Annotated in this window: 11 protein-coding genes; 10 read left to right on the top strand and 1 reads right to left on the bottom strand. The window is 37.8% G+C overall.

Features of this window, described 5'->3' with window-relative positions:
* Window positions 1–112: 112 nt before the first annotated feature.
* The 10 genes from DBR39_RS01970 (at window position 113) to DBR39_RS01925 (ending at window position 12,482) form a co-directional block, all read left to right on the top strand.
* Entirely contained in the window at window positions 113–1,435 is a 1,323-nt protein-coding gene (locus DBR39_RS01970; protein WP_124530621.1) for a sigma-54-dependent transcriptional regulator, read from the top strand.
* 353 nt (window positions 1,436–1,788) lie between these two features.
* On the top strand, window positions 1,789–1,866 hold the full coding sequence (locus DBR39_RS24575; RefSeq protein ID WP_077415921.1) for a potassium-transporting ATPase subunit F: 78 nt from the start codon (window positions 1,789–1,791) through the stop codon (window positions 1,864–1,866).
* A 6-nt stretch (window positions 1,867–1,872) separates the two neighbouring features.
* Window positions 1,873–3,567 (top strand): potassium-transporting ATPase subunit KdpA, encoded by a 1,695-nt coding sequence (kdpA, locus tag DBR39_RS01960; protein ID WP_124530620.1) that lies wholly within the window; start codon window positions 1,873–1,875, stop codon window positions 3,565–3,567.
* A gap of 175 nt (window positions 3,568–3,742) precedes the next feature.
* Window positions 3,743–5,782 carry a potassium-transporting ATPase subunit KdpB gene (kdpB, locus tag DBR39_RS01955; RefSeq protein ID WP_124530619.1) on the top strand — a complete coding sequence of 680 codons (2,040 nt, stop codon included), beginning with the start codon at window positions 3,743–3,745 and terminating at the stop codon, window positions 5,780–5,782.
* Window positions 5,783–5,792: 10 nt separating this feature from the next.
* Window positions 5,793–6,350, top strand: a complete 558-nt coding sequence (gene kdpC / locus DBR39_RS01950) for a potassium-transporting ATPase subunit KdpC (protein WP_124530618.1) — start codon at window positions 5,793–5,795, stop codon at window positions 6,348–6,350.
* Window positions 6,351–6,558: 208 nt separating this feature from the next.
* The gene (locus DBR39_RS01945) at window positions 6,559–7,929 is read left to right on the top strand and encodes an outer membrane beta-barrel protein (RefSeq protein WP_124530617.1); all 1,371 of its coding nucleotides are present in this window, start codon (window positions 6,559–6,561) and stop codon (window positions 7,927–7,929) included.
* A gap of 35 nt (window positions 7,930–7,964) precedes the next feature.
* Window positions 7,965–9,050, top strand: coding sequence for a porin (locus DBR39_RS01940; protein ID WP_124530616.1), 1,086 nt, complete (start codon window positions 7,965–7,967; stop codon window positions 9,048–9,050).
* 57 nt (window positions 9,051–9,107) lie between these two features.
* Window positions 9,108–10,217 carry a sensor protein KdpD gene (locus DBR39_RS01935; RefSeq protein ID WP_124530615.1) on the top strand — a complete coding sequence of 370 codons (1,110 nt, stop codon included), beginning with the start codon at window positions 9,108–9,110 and terminating at the stop codon, window positions 10,215–10,217.
* Window positions 10,218–10,223: 6 nt separating this feature from the next.
* Window positions 10,224–11,939: an ATP-binding protein gene (locus DBR39_RS01930; RefSeq protein WP_124530614.1), complete on the top strand. Its 1,716-nt coding sequence runs from the start codon at window positions 10,224–10,226 to the stop codon at window positions 11,937–11,939.
* A gap of 78 nt (window positions 11,940–12,017) precedes the next feature.
* Window positions 12,018–12,482: a hypothetical protein gene (locus tag DBR39_RS01925; protein WP_124530613.1), complete on the top strand. Its 465-nt coding sequence runs from the start codon at window positions 12,018–12,020 to the stop codon at window positions 12,480–12,482.
* Between the two features lie 72 nt (window positions 12,483–12,554).
* Here DBR39_RS01925 and ligA read toward each other — a convergent pair whose 3' ends face one another.
* Complete coding sequence (gene ligA, locus DBR39_RS01920; RefSeq protein WP_124530612.1) at window positions 12,555–14,561, bottom strand: NAD-dependent DNA ligase LigA; 2,007 nt, start codon at window positions 14,559–14,561, stop codon at window positions 12,555–12,557.
* Window positions 14,562–14,818: the final 257 nt, after the last annotated feature.

Genomic DNA, 14,818 nt, shown 5'->3' with positions numbered 1-14,818 from the left:
GGATCAAGCTCCTGAAATAGAACGAGCTGTTCAATGAAACTATTTCCTTATACAACGCCGTTTTACTCGAATAAATTCAATAAGTTTGCAGTAGTTTTCCAAAAATAATTATATGTCAGGAAACATTCTGATCATCGATGATGAGATCAAACTCCTTAAGCTACTAGGAATGATCCTCTCCCAAGAAAATTTTAATGTAAAAGAAGCTTCTACAGCACGTTCAGCCATGACAATGCTGGAGCAATATGAATTTGATGTTGTTTTAAGCGATGTCCGACTGCCTGATGCTTTTGGAGTAGAGCTGGTAAAGTCTATCAAAAGTAAGTATCCTCAGTTGGAAATTATTTTAATGACGGCATTTGGCAATATTACAGATGCTGTTCAGGCCATGAAGAATGGCGCTTATGATTATCTTGTAAAAGGTGATGATAATGAGAAAATTATCCCATTGGTATATAAGGCTCTTGATAAGGTAAAAGACAATAAATCAAGAGTTATGCAGCAGGTCGTGACCAAAGGATTTGACCAGATAATTGGTAAATCACCCTTAATCCTGCAGGCTAAGAAGCTGGCTGAAAAAGTGGCTTTAACAGATGCTGCTGTTCTTCTTACAGGAGAAACGGGTACGGGAAAAGAAGTTTTTGCCAGTGCTATTCATGAGGGAAGTGACAGAAAGAAAAATAATTTTGTAGCCATCAACTGCTCAGCTTTCAGTAAAGAGATTCTGGAGAGTGAACTTTTTGGACACAAACAAGGTGCTTTTACCGGTGCTTTGAGAGATAAAAAAGGATTGATTGAAGAGGCCAATGGTGGTACTTTATTTTTAGATGAAATTGGTGAGATGCCTATAGAACTTCAGGCAAAGCTGCTCAGAGTTCTGGAAACCAGGGAATTTATCAAAATGGGTGAAACTAAAGTTTCAAGGTCTGATTTTAGATTGATTGCAGCCACCAACAGAGATCTTGAAGATGAAATAAAGCAAGGAAACTTCAGAGAAGATTTGTATTTCAGACTGAATGTATTTGAGATAAGTCTGCCGGCTTTACGAAATAGAAAGGAAGATCTGAAAGCACTTGCCAAGAACTTCATCGATATTTTTTCACATAAACTTCATTTATCCTCTGTTCAGGTTGATCCTAACTATTATAAAGCATTGGATAAGAATGATTGGAAAGGAAATATTCGTGAGCTGAGAAATGCTGTGGAACGGAGTTTAATTTTAATGGAGGACAATATCCTTGATGCCGACAGCCTTCCTCATTATTCTGAAAAAGCGGTCCCGGAAAGTGATTCTTTAAGTATCCGGTCATTGGAAAAAATACATATACAGAAAGTATTACAATATACAAAAGGAAATAAAGCAGAAGCAGCCCGATTACTTGAGATTGGTATTGCCACGCTATATCGGAAACTGGAAGAATACGGATTAAAATAAATCTTTTATCATTTTAATAAAGAGCCTATCATTTTGATAGGCTTTTTTGTTTTTATATAGATTGGCGATGTCGTTTAATGTATTGTTTTTTAATCACTTACGTGTCTATTTTTCAGAATGGACTTTCTTTTGGCATATAGTACCTGAATAAAATATTTAAAAATGACAATTTCAAGAAAAACGTTTAAAAAACGGGAGCATTCAACTTTTAGTCTGCTGATTGTATCGTACGTATTATTGACTCTTTTAACCCTAATGATTAAGATATGATGCTCATAAGTTTAATCCTGCTTTTCGCAGTACTATTTTGGCTTTTATATAAATCAGTTGAATTTTTTGATAGAATATAAATTATGTGGAGTTTATTTTTCCTCTCAATACTTGCCTTTGTGTATATCTGTTATGTTTTAATTAAACCTGAAAAATTTTAATTGGTCATGAATACAGAAATTTTAGGCATTATAGCAATGTTTGCTATCACATTAGTTATCGGAATATTTCTAGGAAAATATATAGCTAATGTTTATGGATACAAAAAGTCTTTTCTGGATCCGGTTTTTGAACCGATTGAAAAGTTAATTTATAAATTATCCGGAATTAATCCTGCCCGTCAGATGAATTGGAAACAGAATATGTATGCCATGCTGACGATCAACCTTGTCTGGTTCATTATTGGATTTCTTATTTTACTGAATCAGGCGTGGCTTCCTTTAAATCCTGATGGGAATCCTAATATGTCACCCGATCTGGCTTTTAATACGGCCATATCATTCCTGGTCAACTGTAATTTACAGCACTATTCGGGAGAAACGGGAGTAAGCTACCTGAGCCAGCTTTATCTGATGTTTTTACAGTTTGTAACGGCAGCAACAGGGATGGCGGCAATGGCGGTTCTTTTCAAAGCTTTTAAAGAAAAAACCAGTACTGAACTGGGGAATTTCTATGACTTTTTCACAAAATCAATGATCAGAATCCTGGTTCCGATAAGTGTCATTGTCGCTTTAATTCTTTCTATCAACGGAAGTCCGATGACTTTCGAAGGAAAAGATCATATTATCACACTGGAAGGGCAGAAGGCTGATGTTTCCAGAGGTCCGGTATCTGCCTTTGTGGCGATTAAACACTTAGGAACCAATGGTGGTGGATTTTTCGGAGCGAATTCAGCTCATCCGCTTGAAAACCCTAACTATATCACCAATATGACAGAAATGGTCGCTCAAATGATCATTCCGTTTGCCTTGGTATTTGCACTTGGGTTTTATCTGAATAAAAGAAAACTTTCATGGGTAATTTTTACTGTAATGACGGTCGGGTTTCTCGCCCTTACTGTTCCGAATGTTGTGAATGAAACCGGAGGAAATCCTCTGATTACACAAATGGGAGCAGATAACAGCCTGGGAGCAATGGAAGGTAAAGAAATCCGTTTTGGAAGCGCAGCATCAGGCTACTGGAGTATTGCAACTACGGTTATATCAACAGGATCTGTGAACTCTATGCATGACAGTACAATGCCTCTTTCGGGGATGAACGAACTGCTTGCCATGATGATCAACTGCTTCTACGGAGGCTGCGGGGTCGGAATTCTGAATTATTTCATCTTTATCATTCTTGCGGTATTTATCAGTGGTCTGATGGTAGGGAGGACCCCGGAATTTATGGGTAAAAAGATTGAGGCTAAAGAGATGAAAATCGCAATGATTGTGGCTTTGTTTCATCCTTTCCTGATTCTTGCAGGAACAGCTTTAACGGCTTATTTGCCAGAATTTGGAGCAAAAACATTGAATAATCCCGGGTTCCATGGTTTCAGTGAAATGCTTTATGAATTTACTTCTTCTGCAGCGAACAACGGATCCGGATTTGAAGGACTGGGAGATAATACTCCATGGTGGAATATTTCAACAGGAATTGTACTGTTATTATCAAGATTCATCCCGATCATTGGACCGGTAGCGATTGCAGGACTCTTAGCCCAGAAGAAATATATCCCGGAAAGTTCAGGAACACTGAAAACAGATACGGCTACTTTCGGATTTATGACCCTGGCGGTGATCTTACTGATTGCAGCACTGTCTTTCTTCCCTGCATTGACATTAGGCCCTATTGCAGAGCAGATTCAGTATTTCTCAAAATAAATGTGAACATTAAAAATTAAAATCAATATTCAACCATTAAGGAAGCCGAAAAGTGGGAGGAAGCTAGTCTGACACTTACTGAAACGTTCACTTATATTATCCATATCTATCCTTATTATTTGGCAGACCTTGATGGTTACTATTGATTTACAATGATATAAATTCTTTCAAAAAAATGAAAAATCAGTCACAAACATTGTTTCAGAGAGATTTGGTAAACGAAGCCATAAAACAGTCCTTCGTAAAACTGAATCCGAAAATTATGTTTAAAAACCCAGTAATGTTCCTGGTGGAAATCGGAACCGTTGTCATGTTTATCGTAAGCATGTTCAGTCTTACTGGTGATAAAACCCAGGGAAGCTTTTCCTATAACTTTTTAGTATTTATTATTTTATTTTTCACCGTTCTGTTTGCTAATTTTGCAGAAGCTATTGCAGAAGCAAGAGGAAAAGCTCAGGCTGATACTCTTAGAAAAACAAGGGAAGAAACTCCAGCGAAATTAGTGGTTGATAATAAACCCGGATTTCAGGTAGAAACAGTTTTGAAAATGTCTGCTGAAATGACATTAGGCGATATTTTCCTTTGTGAAGCCGGAGATCAGATCCCAATGGATGGTGAGATTATTGAAGGTCTGGCAACCATTGATGAGTCTGCCATTACCGGAGAAAGCGCACCTGTAATCCGTGAAGCCGGAGGAGACAAAAGTTCTGTAACAGGAGGTACAAAAGTACTTTCAGACAGAATTAAAGTAAAAGTAACTACAAAACCGGGAGAATCCTTCCTAGATAAAATGATTGCCCTTGTAGAAGGAGCGTCAAGACAGAAAACACCTAACGAAATCGCATTAACTATACTTTTAGCAGGATTTACCCTTACATTTATTATTGTTACCCTCACTTTAAAGCCTTTTGCAGACTACGCGCAGACGCCGATTACTATTGCGGCATTTATATCTCTTTTCGTTTGTCTTATTCCGACAACAATCGGCGGTCTGCTTTCTGCAATCGGAATTGCAGGTATGGATAGAGCACTTAGAGCGAATGTGATTACCAAAAGTGGGAAAGCTGTAGAAACGGCAGGAGATATTGATGTTCTTTTGCTTGATAAAACAGGAACAATCACGATCGGAAACCGTAAAGCGACCCATTTTCATCCTTCCAACGGAATTCAGCTTGATGAATTCATTAAGGCTTCTGCTTTAAGTTCTGTAGCCGATGAAACACCGGAAGGAAAATCAATCATTGAGCTAAGTGCACTAAAATCTGAAGACTTGTTGGTTCCCAATCCTACTTATATTGATTTTACAGCCGAGACGAGAACTTCAGGAATCGATTTTGATGAGACAAGAATCCGTAAAGGAGCTTATGACACGATAAAAAAACTGACTGAAAAAGCCGGGAATATCTTCCCACAGGAAACCCAGGATGCGGTAACCAAAATAGCTGAAAACGGAGGAACTCCTTTGGTAGTCGCCGTAAATGAAAAGGTATGGGGAGTGATAGAACTTCAGGATATCATCAAAACCGGAATCCAGGAACGTTTCCAGAGACTGAGAAAAATGGGGGTGAAAACGGTAATGGTAACCGGAGATAATCCTTTAACCGCAAAATTCATTGCGGAGAAAGCAGGAGTAGATGACTTTATAGCCGAAGCTAAGCCTGAAGACAAGATGAATTACATTAAAAAGGAACAGCAGGAAGGTAAACTGGTCGCCATGATGGGAGATGGAACCAATGATGCTCCGGCACTGGCTCAGGCTGATGTAGGAGTAGCGATGAACAGCGGAACGCAGGCTGCAAAAGAAGCCGGCAACATGGTAGACCTTGATAACGACCCGACAAAACTGATCGAAATTGTGGAAATCGGAAAACAGCTGCTGATGACAAGAGGAACCTTGACGACTTTCAGTATTGCCAATGACGTGGCGAAGTATTTTGCTATTATTCCTGCACTCTTCATCACTTTTATTCCTTCCCTACAGAAGCTGAATATTATGAATCTTCACAGTCCTGAAACAGCCATATTATCAGCGGTTATTTTCAATGCGATCATCATTCCGTTCCTGATTCCGCTGGCGTTGAAAGGAGTGGCTTACAAACCGATTGGTGCAAGTGCATTACTGAGAAGAAATCTTTTAATCTACGGTTTGGGCGGAGTAATTGTTCCATTCATCGGGATCAAAATCATTGATTTGGTAATCAGTTTATTCTATTAAAATTTAAAAAATGAAAAATCATATTGTTTCAGCATTCAGATTAACTCTTGTGATGTTGATAGTTACGGGTATTTATCTGGCTGTTGTATATGGAGGTTCTAAAATACTTCCTAACAAAGGAAACGGCGAAATTGTTTATGATAAAGGACAGAAGTTCTATGCCAATATCGGGCAGGAATTCAAAGCTGAGAAATATTTTCACGGCCGTCCTTCTTCAGTCAATTATAATGCAGCAGGAAGTGGGGGAAGTAATAAAGGTCCCAGCAACAAAGAATATCTGGAAACCGTACAGAAAAGGATTGATACTTTAAAAATGAATAATCCTGAAATGGGAACTACCAAAGTTCCTGTAGAATTGGTTACAGCAAGCGGAAGCGGGCTGGATCCGGATATTTCTGAGGAAGGGGCTTTGTACCAGGCAAAGAGAATTGCAAAAGTGAGAAACCTTTCAGAAGAGCAAGTGAAAAACTTAATTAATCAACAAACTGAAAAGCCTTTCTTAGGACTTTTCGGACCCTCAAAACTGAATGTTTTAAAACTAAACATCGCTTTGGACCAGTTACATTAAAAGTATATTCATAAAATCAGAAATATTCTCTTTTTAAAAATTTACTCAAATAAAAATCAAAAGAGAACTCTCAGTTAAAAAATGAATTCTGTTTCCTAAAATCTAAAATCACTTTCAGATCAGAATTCATTTTTCAATCATCAGGTGTTTTTAACGTGGAAATCTATTCCACACAATTATTCAGCACATTATTATCAATATTTATATAATGAAATCAAAAACTTTTCAAGCAGCATTTTTTCTTGGGCTTAGTACCTTAAGTTTTATCAATGCTCAGGAAATAAAAAAAGACTCAGTTGCCGCTCAGCCTAAAGATTCCTTAATAGCAAAAACAGATTCTAAAATTCCTTTTGACGGCTATGATCTTACATGGATCAATGGGCAAAACCGCCAGACCGACTTTCCTTTAACCTTAAAAGATAAAAATGGAGAAACTATACTTACTGGAGTAACCTATGTGGATGCTTATTATAATTATGATTTTAACCGGCCAAAAGATAATACACATACCATTTCCTCCGCAATAGGACGTTCTAATGAAGTGACGATTAACATGGCCAGTATCGGATTGGAAACCAATTATAAAAATGTGATAGGCCGTTTATGGCTGCAGTTTGGACAAATGGGTTCTATTGTTCAGGATCTTGACGGAACGCTGAATCATGGTAAAAATACAAGCGGAAGCAATTTAAAATACATTCGTGAGGCTGCAGCGGGATACCATTTTAATGTGATGCACGGCTTGAATGTGGAAGCGGGTATTTTCATGAGTTATATCGGTTTGGAAAGCTATGTTTTGGGAGAAAACTGGAACTATCAGAGAAGCTTGGTTTGTGATTTTACGCCTTTCTATTTTCAGGGCGCGAGAATTCAGGCTTTTCCTTCCAAGAAATTCAAAACAGAGATCTGGGTGCTGAACGGATGGCAGACGTATAATTCCTGGAATACAGGCCTTGGGTTAGGAGTTTCAAACTATTACAGACCTAACGAAAATTTACAGTTGGTTGCCAATTTTTATCTTAACGGGCAGGATACGAGAAACAATTCCGGAGTACGAAGATTTCACCATGATCACAGTATTGTCGCCAGATATTATAAAAATAAAGACAGTGACGGGTTGTCACAGGCTGCCTTCAGTATCAATAACCACTATGGATTTCAGAGCGGAGGCGGTATAAAAGCTAAGGATAATTATATGATTGGTACCTCTGTGGCCAACAGACTTTGGTTTCATCATAATAAAATCGCTTTAACGTTAAGAGCTGATGCCGTTTCCAATCCGGGAGCTTATTTAGCATTTACCCCTTCACCCGTAGCCAATAATGACTTTAATGACGCCATTGCTGCCGGAGATAAGCTTAAAATGTTTCAGGGAACAGCAACTGTTGATATTATGCCCAATCAATTTGTAACTTTCAGATTGGAATATGGATTCAGAAAAAGCAATATCCCATATTTTGCAGGCAGAGAAGGAACTACCAGCCCGGATGGATGGATTGATACCCCTGTAGAATCATGGAGACCAGACCTGAGAAAGTCTGACAGCAGGTTTACGCTGGCAGTGATGTTCAGGCTATAATATATACCATTGATGAAATAATGATTAAAAACTATATGAAAAAATATATTGTTGTTGGGATATTAGCAGGGATGTTTTTTCCAAAAGCACAAACTTCAGATTCCGTGAAGCATACCTCTAAAATAAAGTTTTCTGCCTACGCAGAACTCTTTTATACGTATGATTTTAATGAGCCGTCTGACCATATTCGTCAAAACTTCCTGTATTCCTATAACAGACATAATGAAGTAAATCTTAACTTAGGTTTGGTAAAAGCTTCTTATGAAAGTGATGTGCTTCGTGCTAATTTTGCTTTAATGGCTGGAGTGTATGCACAGGATAATATGGCATCGGAACAAAATGCCTTGCGTTATGTCAACGAAGCCAATATTGGAATTAAAATTTCTAAGAACAAAAAACTATGGATTGATGCGGGGATCATGCCGTCTCATATCGGCTGGGAAAGTGCTATAGGAAAAGATAATATCAATCTGACCCGAAGTTTGGCCGCTGAAAATTCTCCCTATTTTGAGACAGGTGCCAAAATTTCTTACACCTCAGATAATGGGAAGTGGTTTTTAAGCGGATTGGTACTCAACGGATGGCAGCGAATTGCAAAGCCTGAAGGGAACCAAACTCTTTCTTTCGGGCATCAGGTGACTTATAAACCTAATGATAGAATTACCCTGAACAGCAGTTCATTTATCGGGAATGATAAACCTAAGGATGATAAAAGAATGCGTTATTTCCATGATCTGCATGGGATTTTCCAGGTGACAAAACAGTTTTCTACTGTATTAGGATTTGACATTGGGGCAGAACAGAAATCAAAAGGAAGCGAGCAGTATAACATCTGGTATACCCCTAATGTCCTTATGAAATATCAGTTGGATGACAAATGGGCTCTGGCCGGAAGACTGGAATATTATAATGATAAAAATGGAGTTGTTATCAGCACTAAAACAGCTAATGGTTTTCAGACCTTTGGATATTCCTTAAACGTAGATTATGCTATTTTAAAGAATGTTGTATTTCGTACGGAAGCCAGAGGTTTTACGTCTAAAGATGCCGTATTTGTCCATCATAACGAGATGAAGCAAAGTAATTTTTTCATTACGACAAGTCTTGCAGCTTGGTTTTAGCAATCAATTCAGACACAGAAAAAAGTGTTTAAAGTAAAATTAAAAAGAATAAAATCAATGTCATCAGCAAAAGATTTTTTAGAACTGATTCAAAAATCCCGAAAAGGAAAATTCAAAATCTATATCGGGATGAGTGCTGGTGTAGGAAAAACTTTCCGGATGCTTCAGGAAGCGCATTCCCTTTTGCGAAATGGCATTGATGTAAAGGTTGGCTATATCGAAACCCACGGTCGAGAAGAAACGGTAGCGCTTGTAGAAGGTCTTCCTGAAATTGAAAGAAAATCGGTTTTTTATAAAGGAAAAAATCTTGAAGAAATGGATCTTCAGGCCATTATCAACGAACATCCGGAAGTCGTCTTAGTGGATGAGTTGCCCCATACCAATGTAGAGGGTTCCAAAAATAAAAAAAGATGGCAGGATGTATTGGAGATTCTTGATAACGGAATCAACGTCATCAGTGCAATGAATATCCAGCATATCGAAAGCCTGAACGAAGAAGTAAAGAAAATCACAGGTGTAGAAGTGGCAGAGCGCGTTCCGGATAAAATCCTGGCACTTGCTGATGAAGTGGTCAATATAGACCTTACTGCTGACGAATTGCTGACCCGTCTAAAAGAGGGTAAGATTTATAAAAAAGAAAAAGTTCAGACCGCACTCAGCAATTTCTTCCAAAGCGGACATATTTTACAGCTTCGTGAGCTGGCCTTAAAAGAAGTAGCCACTCATGTAGAAAGAAAGGTAGAAACAGAGATTAAAACCGAAAATTTTAAACCTATAAAATTCCTGGCCTGCATCAGCAGTAATGAGAAAATTGCCAAAACGATTATCCGGAAAACAGCAAGGTTAGCCAGCTATTATAACAGCCCATGGACTGTTATATACATTCAGAAGCCCTCCGAAAATCCTGAAAAAATAGCCTTGGATAAGCAGCGGTATTTAATTAATAATTTTAATTTAGCACAAGAATTAGGGGCAAAAGTAGTCCGGATCAAAGAAAGCAGTGTTCACAATGGAATTCTGGAATATGTGATTGCCCATAATATTACGACAGTCTGCATTGGAAAGCCACATGCCCATTTTTGGCAGCGGCTGTTGGGATACAGCTGGATCTACACTCTCATGAACAGATTGAATGAGAGACAGATAGATATTATTATTTTATCTTAAAAAGTAATGAAACTTAAAACGAAACTTACCTTAGGCGTTGGCCTTTTATTTCTGCTGATCGTTCTGCTTTCAGTGATAGGTTCTGTATATATCAATAAATTAAAATCCGATACTGAAAAAATTCTCACAGCCAATTACAACAGTCTGGAGTTTTCCAAAAATATGCTTCTTGCCCTGGATAACATCAGTACAGACAGTACGGTTGCGGTCGCGGATTTTAAAAAAAATAATAAGCTTCAGGAAAAGAACCTTACAGAATTTGGAGAAAAAGAAGCTACTCAGAATCTGAATCTGCATTTCAACAGCTATCTGAAAGCTCCCGATTCTCATAAGGAGAAGCTGATTCGTGAGGATCTGGCGAAGATTATGTCTTTAAACATGAAAGGGATAGAGCGGAAGAGTGACATTGCTATCATCACGGCAGAAAATGCTACGTTCTGGATTGTAAGTTTAGGAACCGTATGCTTTCTGATTGCTTTTATTTTACTTTTCAATTTGCCTCAGGCTATTGCAGAACCTATCAGCCAGCTTACATTCGGTATAAAGCAGATTGCCGGTAAAAACTACAGTGAAAGAGTTCATTTCAAAGGAAGTGAGGAGTTCAACGATCTTGCAGAATCATTCAACACTATGGCGGAAAAGCTTCAGGAGTACGAAAGCAGCACACTTTCCAAGCAGTTGATGGATAAAAAACGGATCGAAACATTGGTCAACAATATGCATGATGCTGTTATTGGTTTGGACGAGAATCATTTTATCTACATGATTAATGATGAAGCGCTGAAAATCACCAACCTCCATAAAGAAGAAATTATCGGAAAAACAGCTCATGAAGTAGCCATCAATAACGATCTTATCCGTGAACTGCTGAAAAATATAGATCATCCGGTAAAAGATCCTATCAAGATTGTTCGTGATAATAAGGAGAATTATTTTGAACAGGATATTATTCCTATCAATATCGTAAAGACAGGAGAAAAGGAAAAAAAATATATTGGAAAAGTAATTTTGTTAAGAAATATTACCCCTTTCAAAGAACTGGATTTTGCCAAAACCAATTTCATTGCGACAATTTCCCATGAACTGAAAACTCCAATTTCGGCTATCAAAATGGGCGTACAGCTTCTTGGAAACCAAAAATTCGGTGAATTGAATGAGCAGCAGCAGGAGTTGTTGAAAAGCATCAATGAAGACGGACAGCGTTTATTGGATATCACGGGTGAACTGCTCAATCTTTCTCAGGTAGAATCCGGGAATATCAGATTGACCATAGAGAAATGTTCCCCTAAGGAAATTGTACAGACTGCTATGAAAAATGTTGAAAAACTGGCAGAGCAGAAAAATATTTTGATCAGCACCCAATATCTTTTGGAAGATAATGATTCCGTGACTGCAGATTTTGATAAAACAGTTTGGGTAATGAATAATTTTTTGACCAATGCGGTGAAACACTCTTTTCAGGATGAAAATATTCAGATTGTGGTAGAAAAACTGGACACATTCATTCAATTTAGTATTATTGATACCGGAAGCGGTATTGATGAAAAATACCACCGCCAGATCTTTGACCGCTATTTCCAGGTTCCGGGAGAACATCAGAATGGAACAGGACTCGGTTTGGCCATCTCGAAAAATTTTATTGAAAAACAGCATGGAGAAATCGGAGTGAAGAGTTCATTGAATAATGGAAGTACATTTTACTTCAGACTGCCGGTTTCATAGGGATTATTGTTATATCTTTGAACGAGAAAATATCTGATTTTCTCCATTCAAAACTTATAATTCTATTCTTTTAAATCAATGAATACTTTTTTCTATTTGCTTTTGGCAGCCATGGGATTTTATATCATTTCGGGAATTTTCTTTTATATCAAGAAAAATAAAATTATCGAAAAATACAGGCAGCCTGATGCGGCGGTGTTAAAAAATATCCGTGGTACTATTACTACAGTAAGTAAGGGTGGCCTTAAGAATAGTACTAGATTCCAATGGTGTAGTTTTGAAATTTTCATGAATCAGAATTCCATTTTTTTGTTTCCCAAAGATTTTTATATTATTCCAAGAAAATGTGTTAATCTAAGATTTGGATCAGATCGAAGAAATACAAGGAAGCCAGAAGTCCTGCGAGAGTTTCATATATATGACACTTATGTGGAACTGATTCTTTATCCTGACTGGATGCCCGATACAAAACGCACAATTTCCCTGAATGGGCTGAATCAGGAAGAAATTTTACTGTTTCGGAAAGCTTTGATTAAAGAATAGTCATTCTATATATATAAAAAAGGCCGTGAAATTATCACAGCCTTTTTTATTTAATAATCAAATGATTATTTTTTATTGTTTCTCAACGAGATCCAGAAACTGCTGTTCATCCAGGATTTCAATCGTTCCGATATCCTGAGCTTTTTTCAGTTTGCTTCCTGCTTTTTCACCTACTACAAGATAGTTGAGGTTTTTCGAAACTGCCGAAATATTTTTCCCGCCATGTTTTTCTACCATCTCCTCAGCAGATTCTCTGGTGAATAAAGACAATTTTCCGGTAAAGAGGAACGTTTTCCCTTCTAAAACATTGGATAAAACTTCATTCGTGCTTTCTCCTTTTTCAAGCTGTACTCCGTAAGATTTTAAGCGCTCGATCATCAATAGGTTTTCAGAATTCTGGAAGAAATCTACAATGCTTACTGCAATCTTAGCCCCGATATCTTCTACCTGACAAAGTTCTTCTACAGTTGCACTCTTCAACTCTTCAATCGTTGGGAAGTTTTTCACCAGCTTTTTAGCAACCGTTTCTCCTACGTGTTTGATCCCAATTCCGTATAAAACTTTCTCAAAAGGAATTTCTTTAGATTTTTCAACTCCTGTGATGATGTTCTGAGCAGATTTCTCAGCCATTCTTTCCAATGGAAGCAGCTGTTCTTTCGTCAACACATAGAAGTCAGCAGGGTTTTCAACCAGTTTTTCTCTGTATAGCTGTTCTATAGTCTCACTTCCAAGATTATCAATATTCAACGCTTTTCTGGACACATAATGAATCATTCTTCCAACCACCTGTGGCGGGCAGTGAAGTTCGTTCGGGCAGAAATGAATCGCCTGGTCTTCAATCTTTACCAGTTCGGTGCCACATTCAGGGCAATGTTTGATGTATTCTATTTCTTTGCTCTCTTCCGTTCTTTTATCGGTGTTTACGCCTACAATTTTGGGAATAATTTCACCCCCTTTTTCTACATATACAAAGTCGTTTTCATGAAGATCCAGTTTCTTAATAATATCTTCATTATGCAGGGATGCTCTTTTTACAATCGTTCCAGCCAGCAAAACAGGTTTAAGGTTGGCAACAGGAGTAATAGCACCCGTTCTTCCTACCTGATAAGACACACTTTGAAGTTCTGTCTCTACCTTTTCTGCTTTAAATTTATAAGCCATCGCCCAACGCGGAGATTTAGCTGTATATCCAAGCTGTCTCTGCTGCTGTAATGAATTCACTTTTAAAACAATTCCGTCGATTTCAAAAGGCAGATTATGACGTTCCGTATCCCAGAAAGTAATAAATTCCTTCACCTCATCCAGTGTTGTGCATAATTTTGCCTGCTGCGATGTTTTGAAACCCCAGCTCTGAGCTTTCTGAAGCAGTTCCCAATGGGTTTCTGCAGGAACTTCATCAGAGATAAACTGGTAGAGTACAGAAGAAAGGCTACGCTTTCTTACCTCAGCACTGTCTTGCATTTTCAAACTTCCGCTGGCCGTATTTCTTGGATTCATGAAGGGATCAAGACCTTCTTCCTCTCTCAGGACATTAAGTTTATCAAAGTTTTTTCTGGTCAGATAAATTTCTCCACGCATAAAAAACTGAGTCGGGAAATCTCCTTTTAAAGTCAAAGGAATATCTGAAATGGTACGTACATTCGGAGTGATTTCATCTCCCTGGAAACCGTCACCGCGGGTAACTGCCTGTGATAGTTTTCCATTTTCATAAAGAATAGAAATGGATGCTCCATCATATTTCAGCTCAGCAACAAATTCTACCGGATCTTCAATTGTTTTGATGATTCTTTTTTCCCAATCTTCCAGATCTTCAAAATCATAGGAATTGTCCAGGGAGTACATTCTGAATTTATGCTGAATGGTAGGGAAAACCTTAGTGACGCCACCACCTACCCGTACAGTAGGAGAATTCTCATCATAAAATTCAGGATATTTTGCTTCCAGATCCTGAAGTTCCTGCAAAAGCATGTCAAACTCAAAATCCGTAATAGTGGGAGTATCCAGTTGGTAATAGTCTTCGTTATGCTGGTGAAGCTCTTTGCGGAGCTGTTCTATCTTTTGTTGAATGTTTTCAGACATTGCTTTTCTATCTTTTGAGCAAAAATAACTAAAGTAATCGCATTTAAAAAATAATGGAATTAAATAGTACAGGAAAATTAAGAATCCGTAATGTGCTTTAACATGCTGGTTTTGTATAGAATAGATCGTGTGTTTAAAGTAAATTAACATAATGTTCTGATTTAATTAAAAAAATGTTAAAACTTTCTTAAACACCCTGCCTTTAAAGTCAAGATACCTTTGCACATCTAATTGAAAGAAACCTCAGCATGATCTAT

The organism is Chryseobacterium sp. KBW03 (assembly GCF_003852415.1).
Taxonomy (GTDB): Bacteria; Bacteroidota; Bacteroidia; order Flavobacteriales; family Weeksellaceae; genus Chryseobacterium; species Chryseobacterium viscerum.
Note: the sequence above shows the minus strand (reverse complement) of the source record. Positions and strands in the feature narration are given on the sequence as shown.

What these genes read in the sequence shown, in the direction of transcription:
- DBR39_RS01945 (WP_124530617.1), top strand. Translation starts at nt 6,559, where the DNA reads ATGAAATCAAAAACTTTTCAAGCAGCATTTTTTCTTGGGCTTAGTACC.
- ligA (WP_124530612.1), bottom strand. Translation starts at nt 14,561, where the DNA reads ATGTCTGAAAACATTCAACAAAAGATAGAACAGCTCCGCAAAGAGCTT.
- DBR39_RS01970 (WP_124530621.1), top strand. Translation starts at nt 113, where the DNA reads ATGTCAGGAAACATTCTGATCATCGATGATGAGATCAAACTCCTTAAG.
- kdpC (WP_124530618.1), top strand. Translation starts at nt 5,793, where the DNA reads ATGAAAAATCATATTGTTTCAGCATTCAGATTAACTCTTGTGATGTTG.
- DBR39_RS24575 (WP_077415921.1), top strand. Translation starts at nt 1,789, where the DNA reads ATGTGGAGTTTATTTTTCCTCTCAATACTTGCCTTTGTGTATATCTGT.
- kdpB (WP_124530619.1), top strand. Translation starts at nt 3,743, where the DNA reads ATGAAAAATCAGTCACAAACATTGTTTCAGAGAGATTTGGTAAACGAA.
- DBR39_RS01935 (WP_124530615.1), top strand. Translation starts at nt 9,108, where the DNA reads ATGTCATCAGCAAAAGATTTTTTAGAACTGATTCAAAAATCCCGAAAA.
- DBR39_RS01925 (WP_124530613.1), top strand. Translation starts at nt 12,018, where the DNA reads ATGAATACTTTTTTCTATTTGCTTTTGGCAGCCATGGGATTTTATATC.
- DBR39_RS01930 (WP_124530614.1), top strand. Translation starts at nt 10,224, where the DNA reads ATGAAACTTAAAACGAAACTTACCTTAGGCGTTGGCCTTTTATTTCTG.
- kdpA (WP_124530620.1), top strand. Translation starts at nt 1,873, where the DNA reads ATGAATACAGAAATTTTAGGCATTATAGCAATGTTTGCTATCACATTA.
- DBR39_RS01940 (WP_124530616.1), top strand. Translation starts at nt 7,965, where the DNA reads ATGAAAAAATATATTGTTGTTGGGATATTAGCAGGGATGTTTTTTCCA.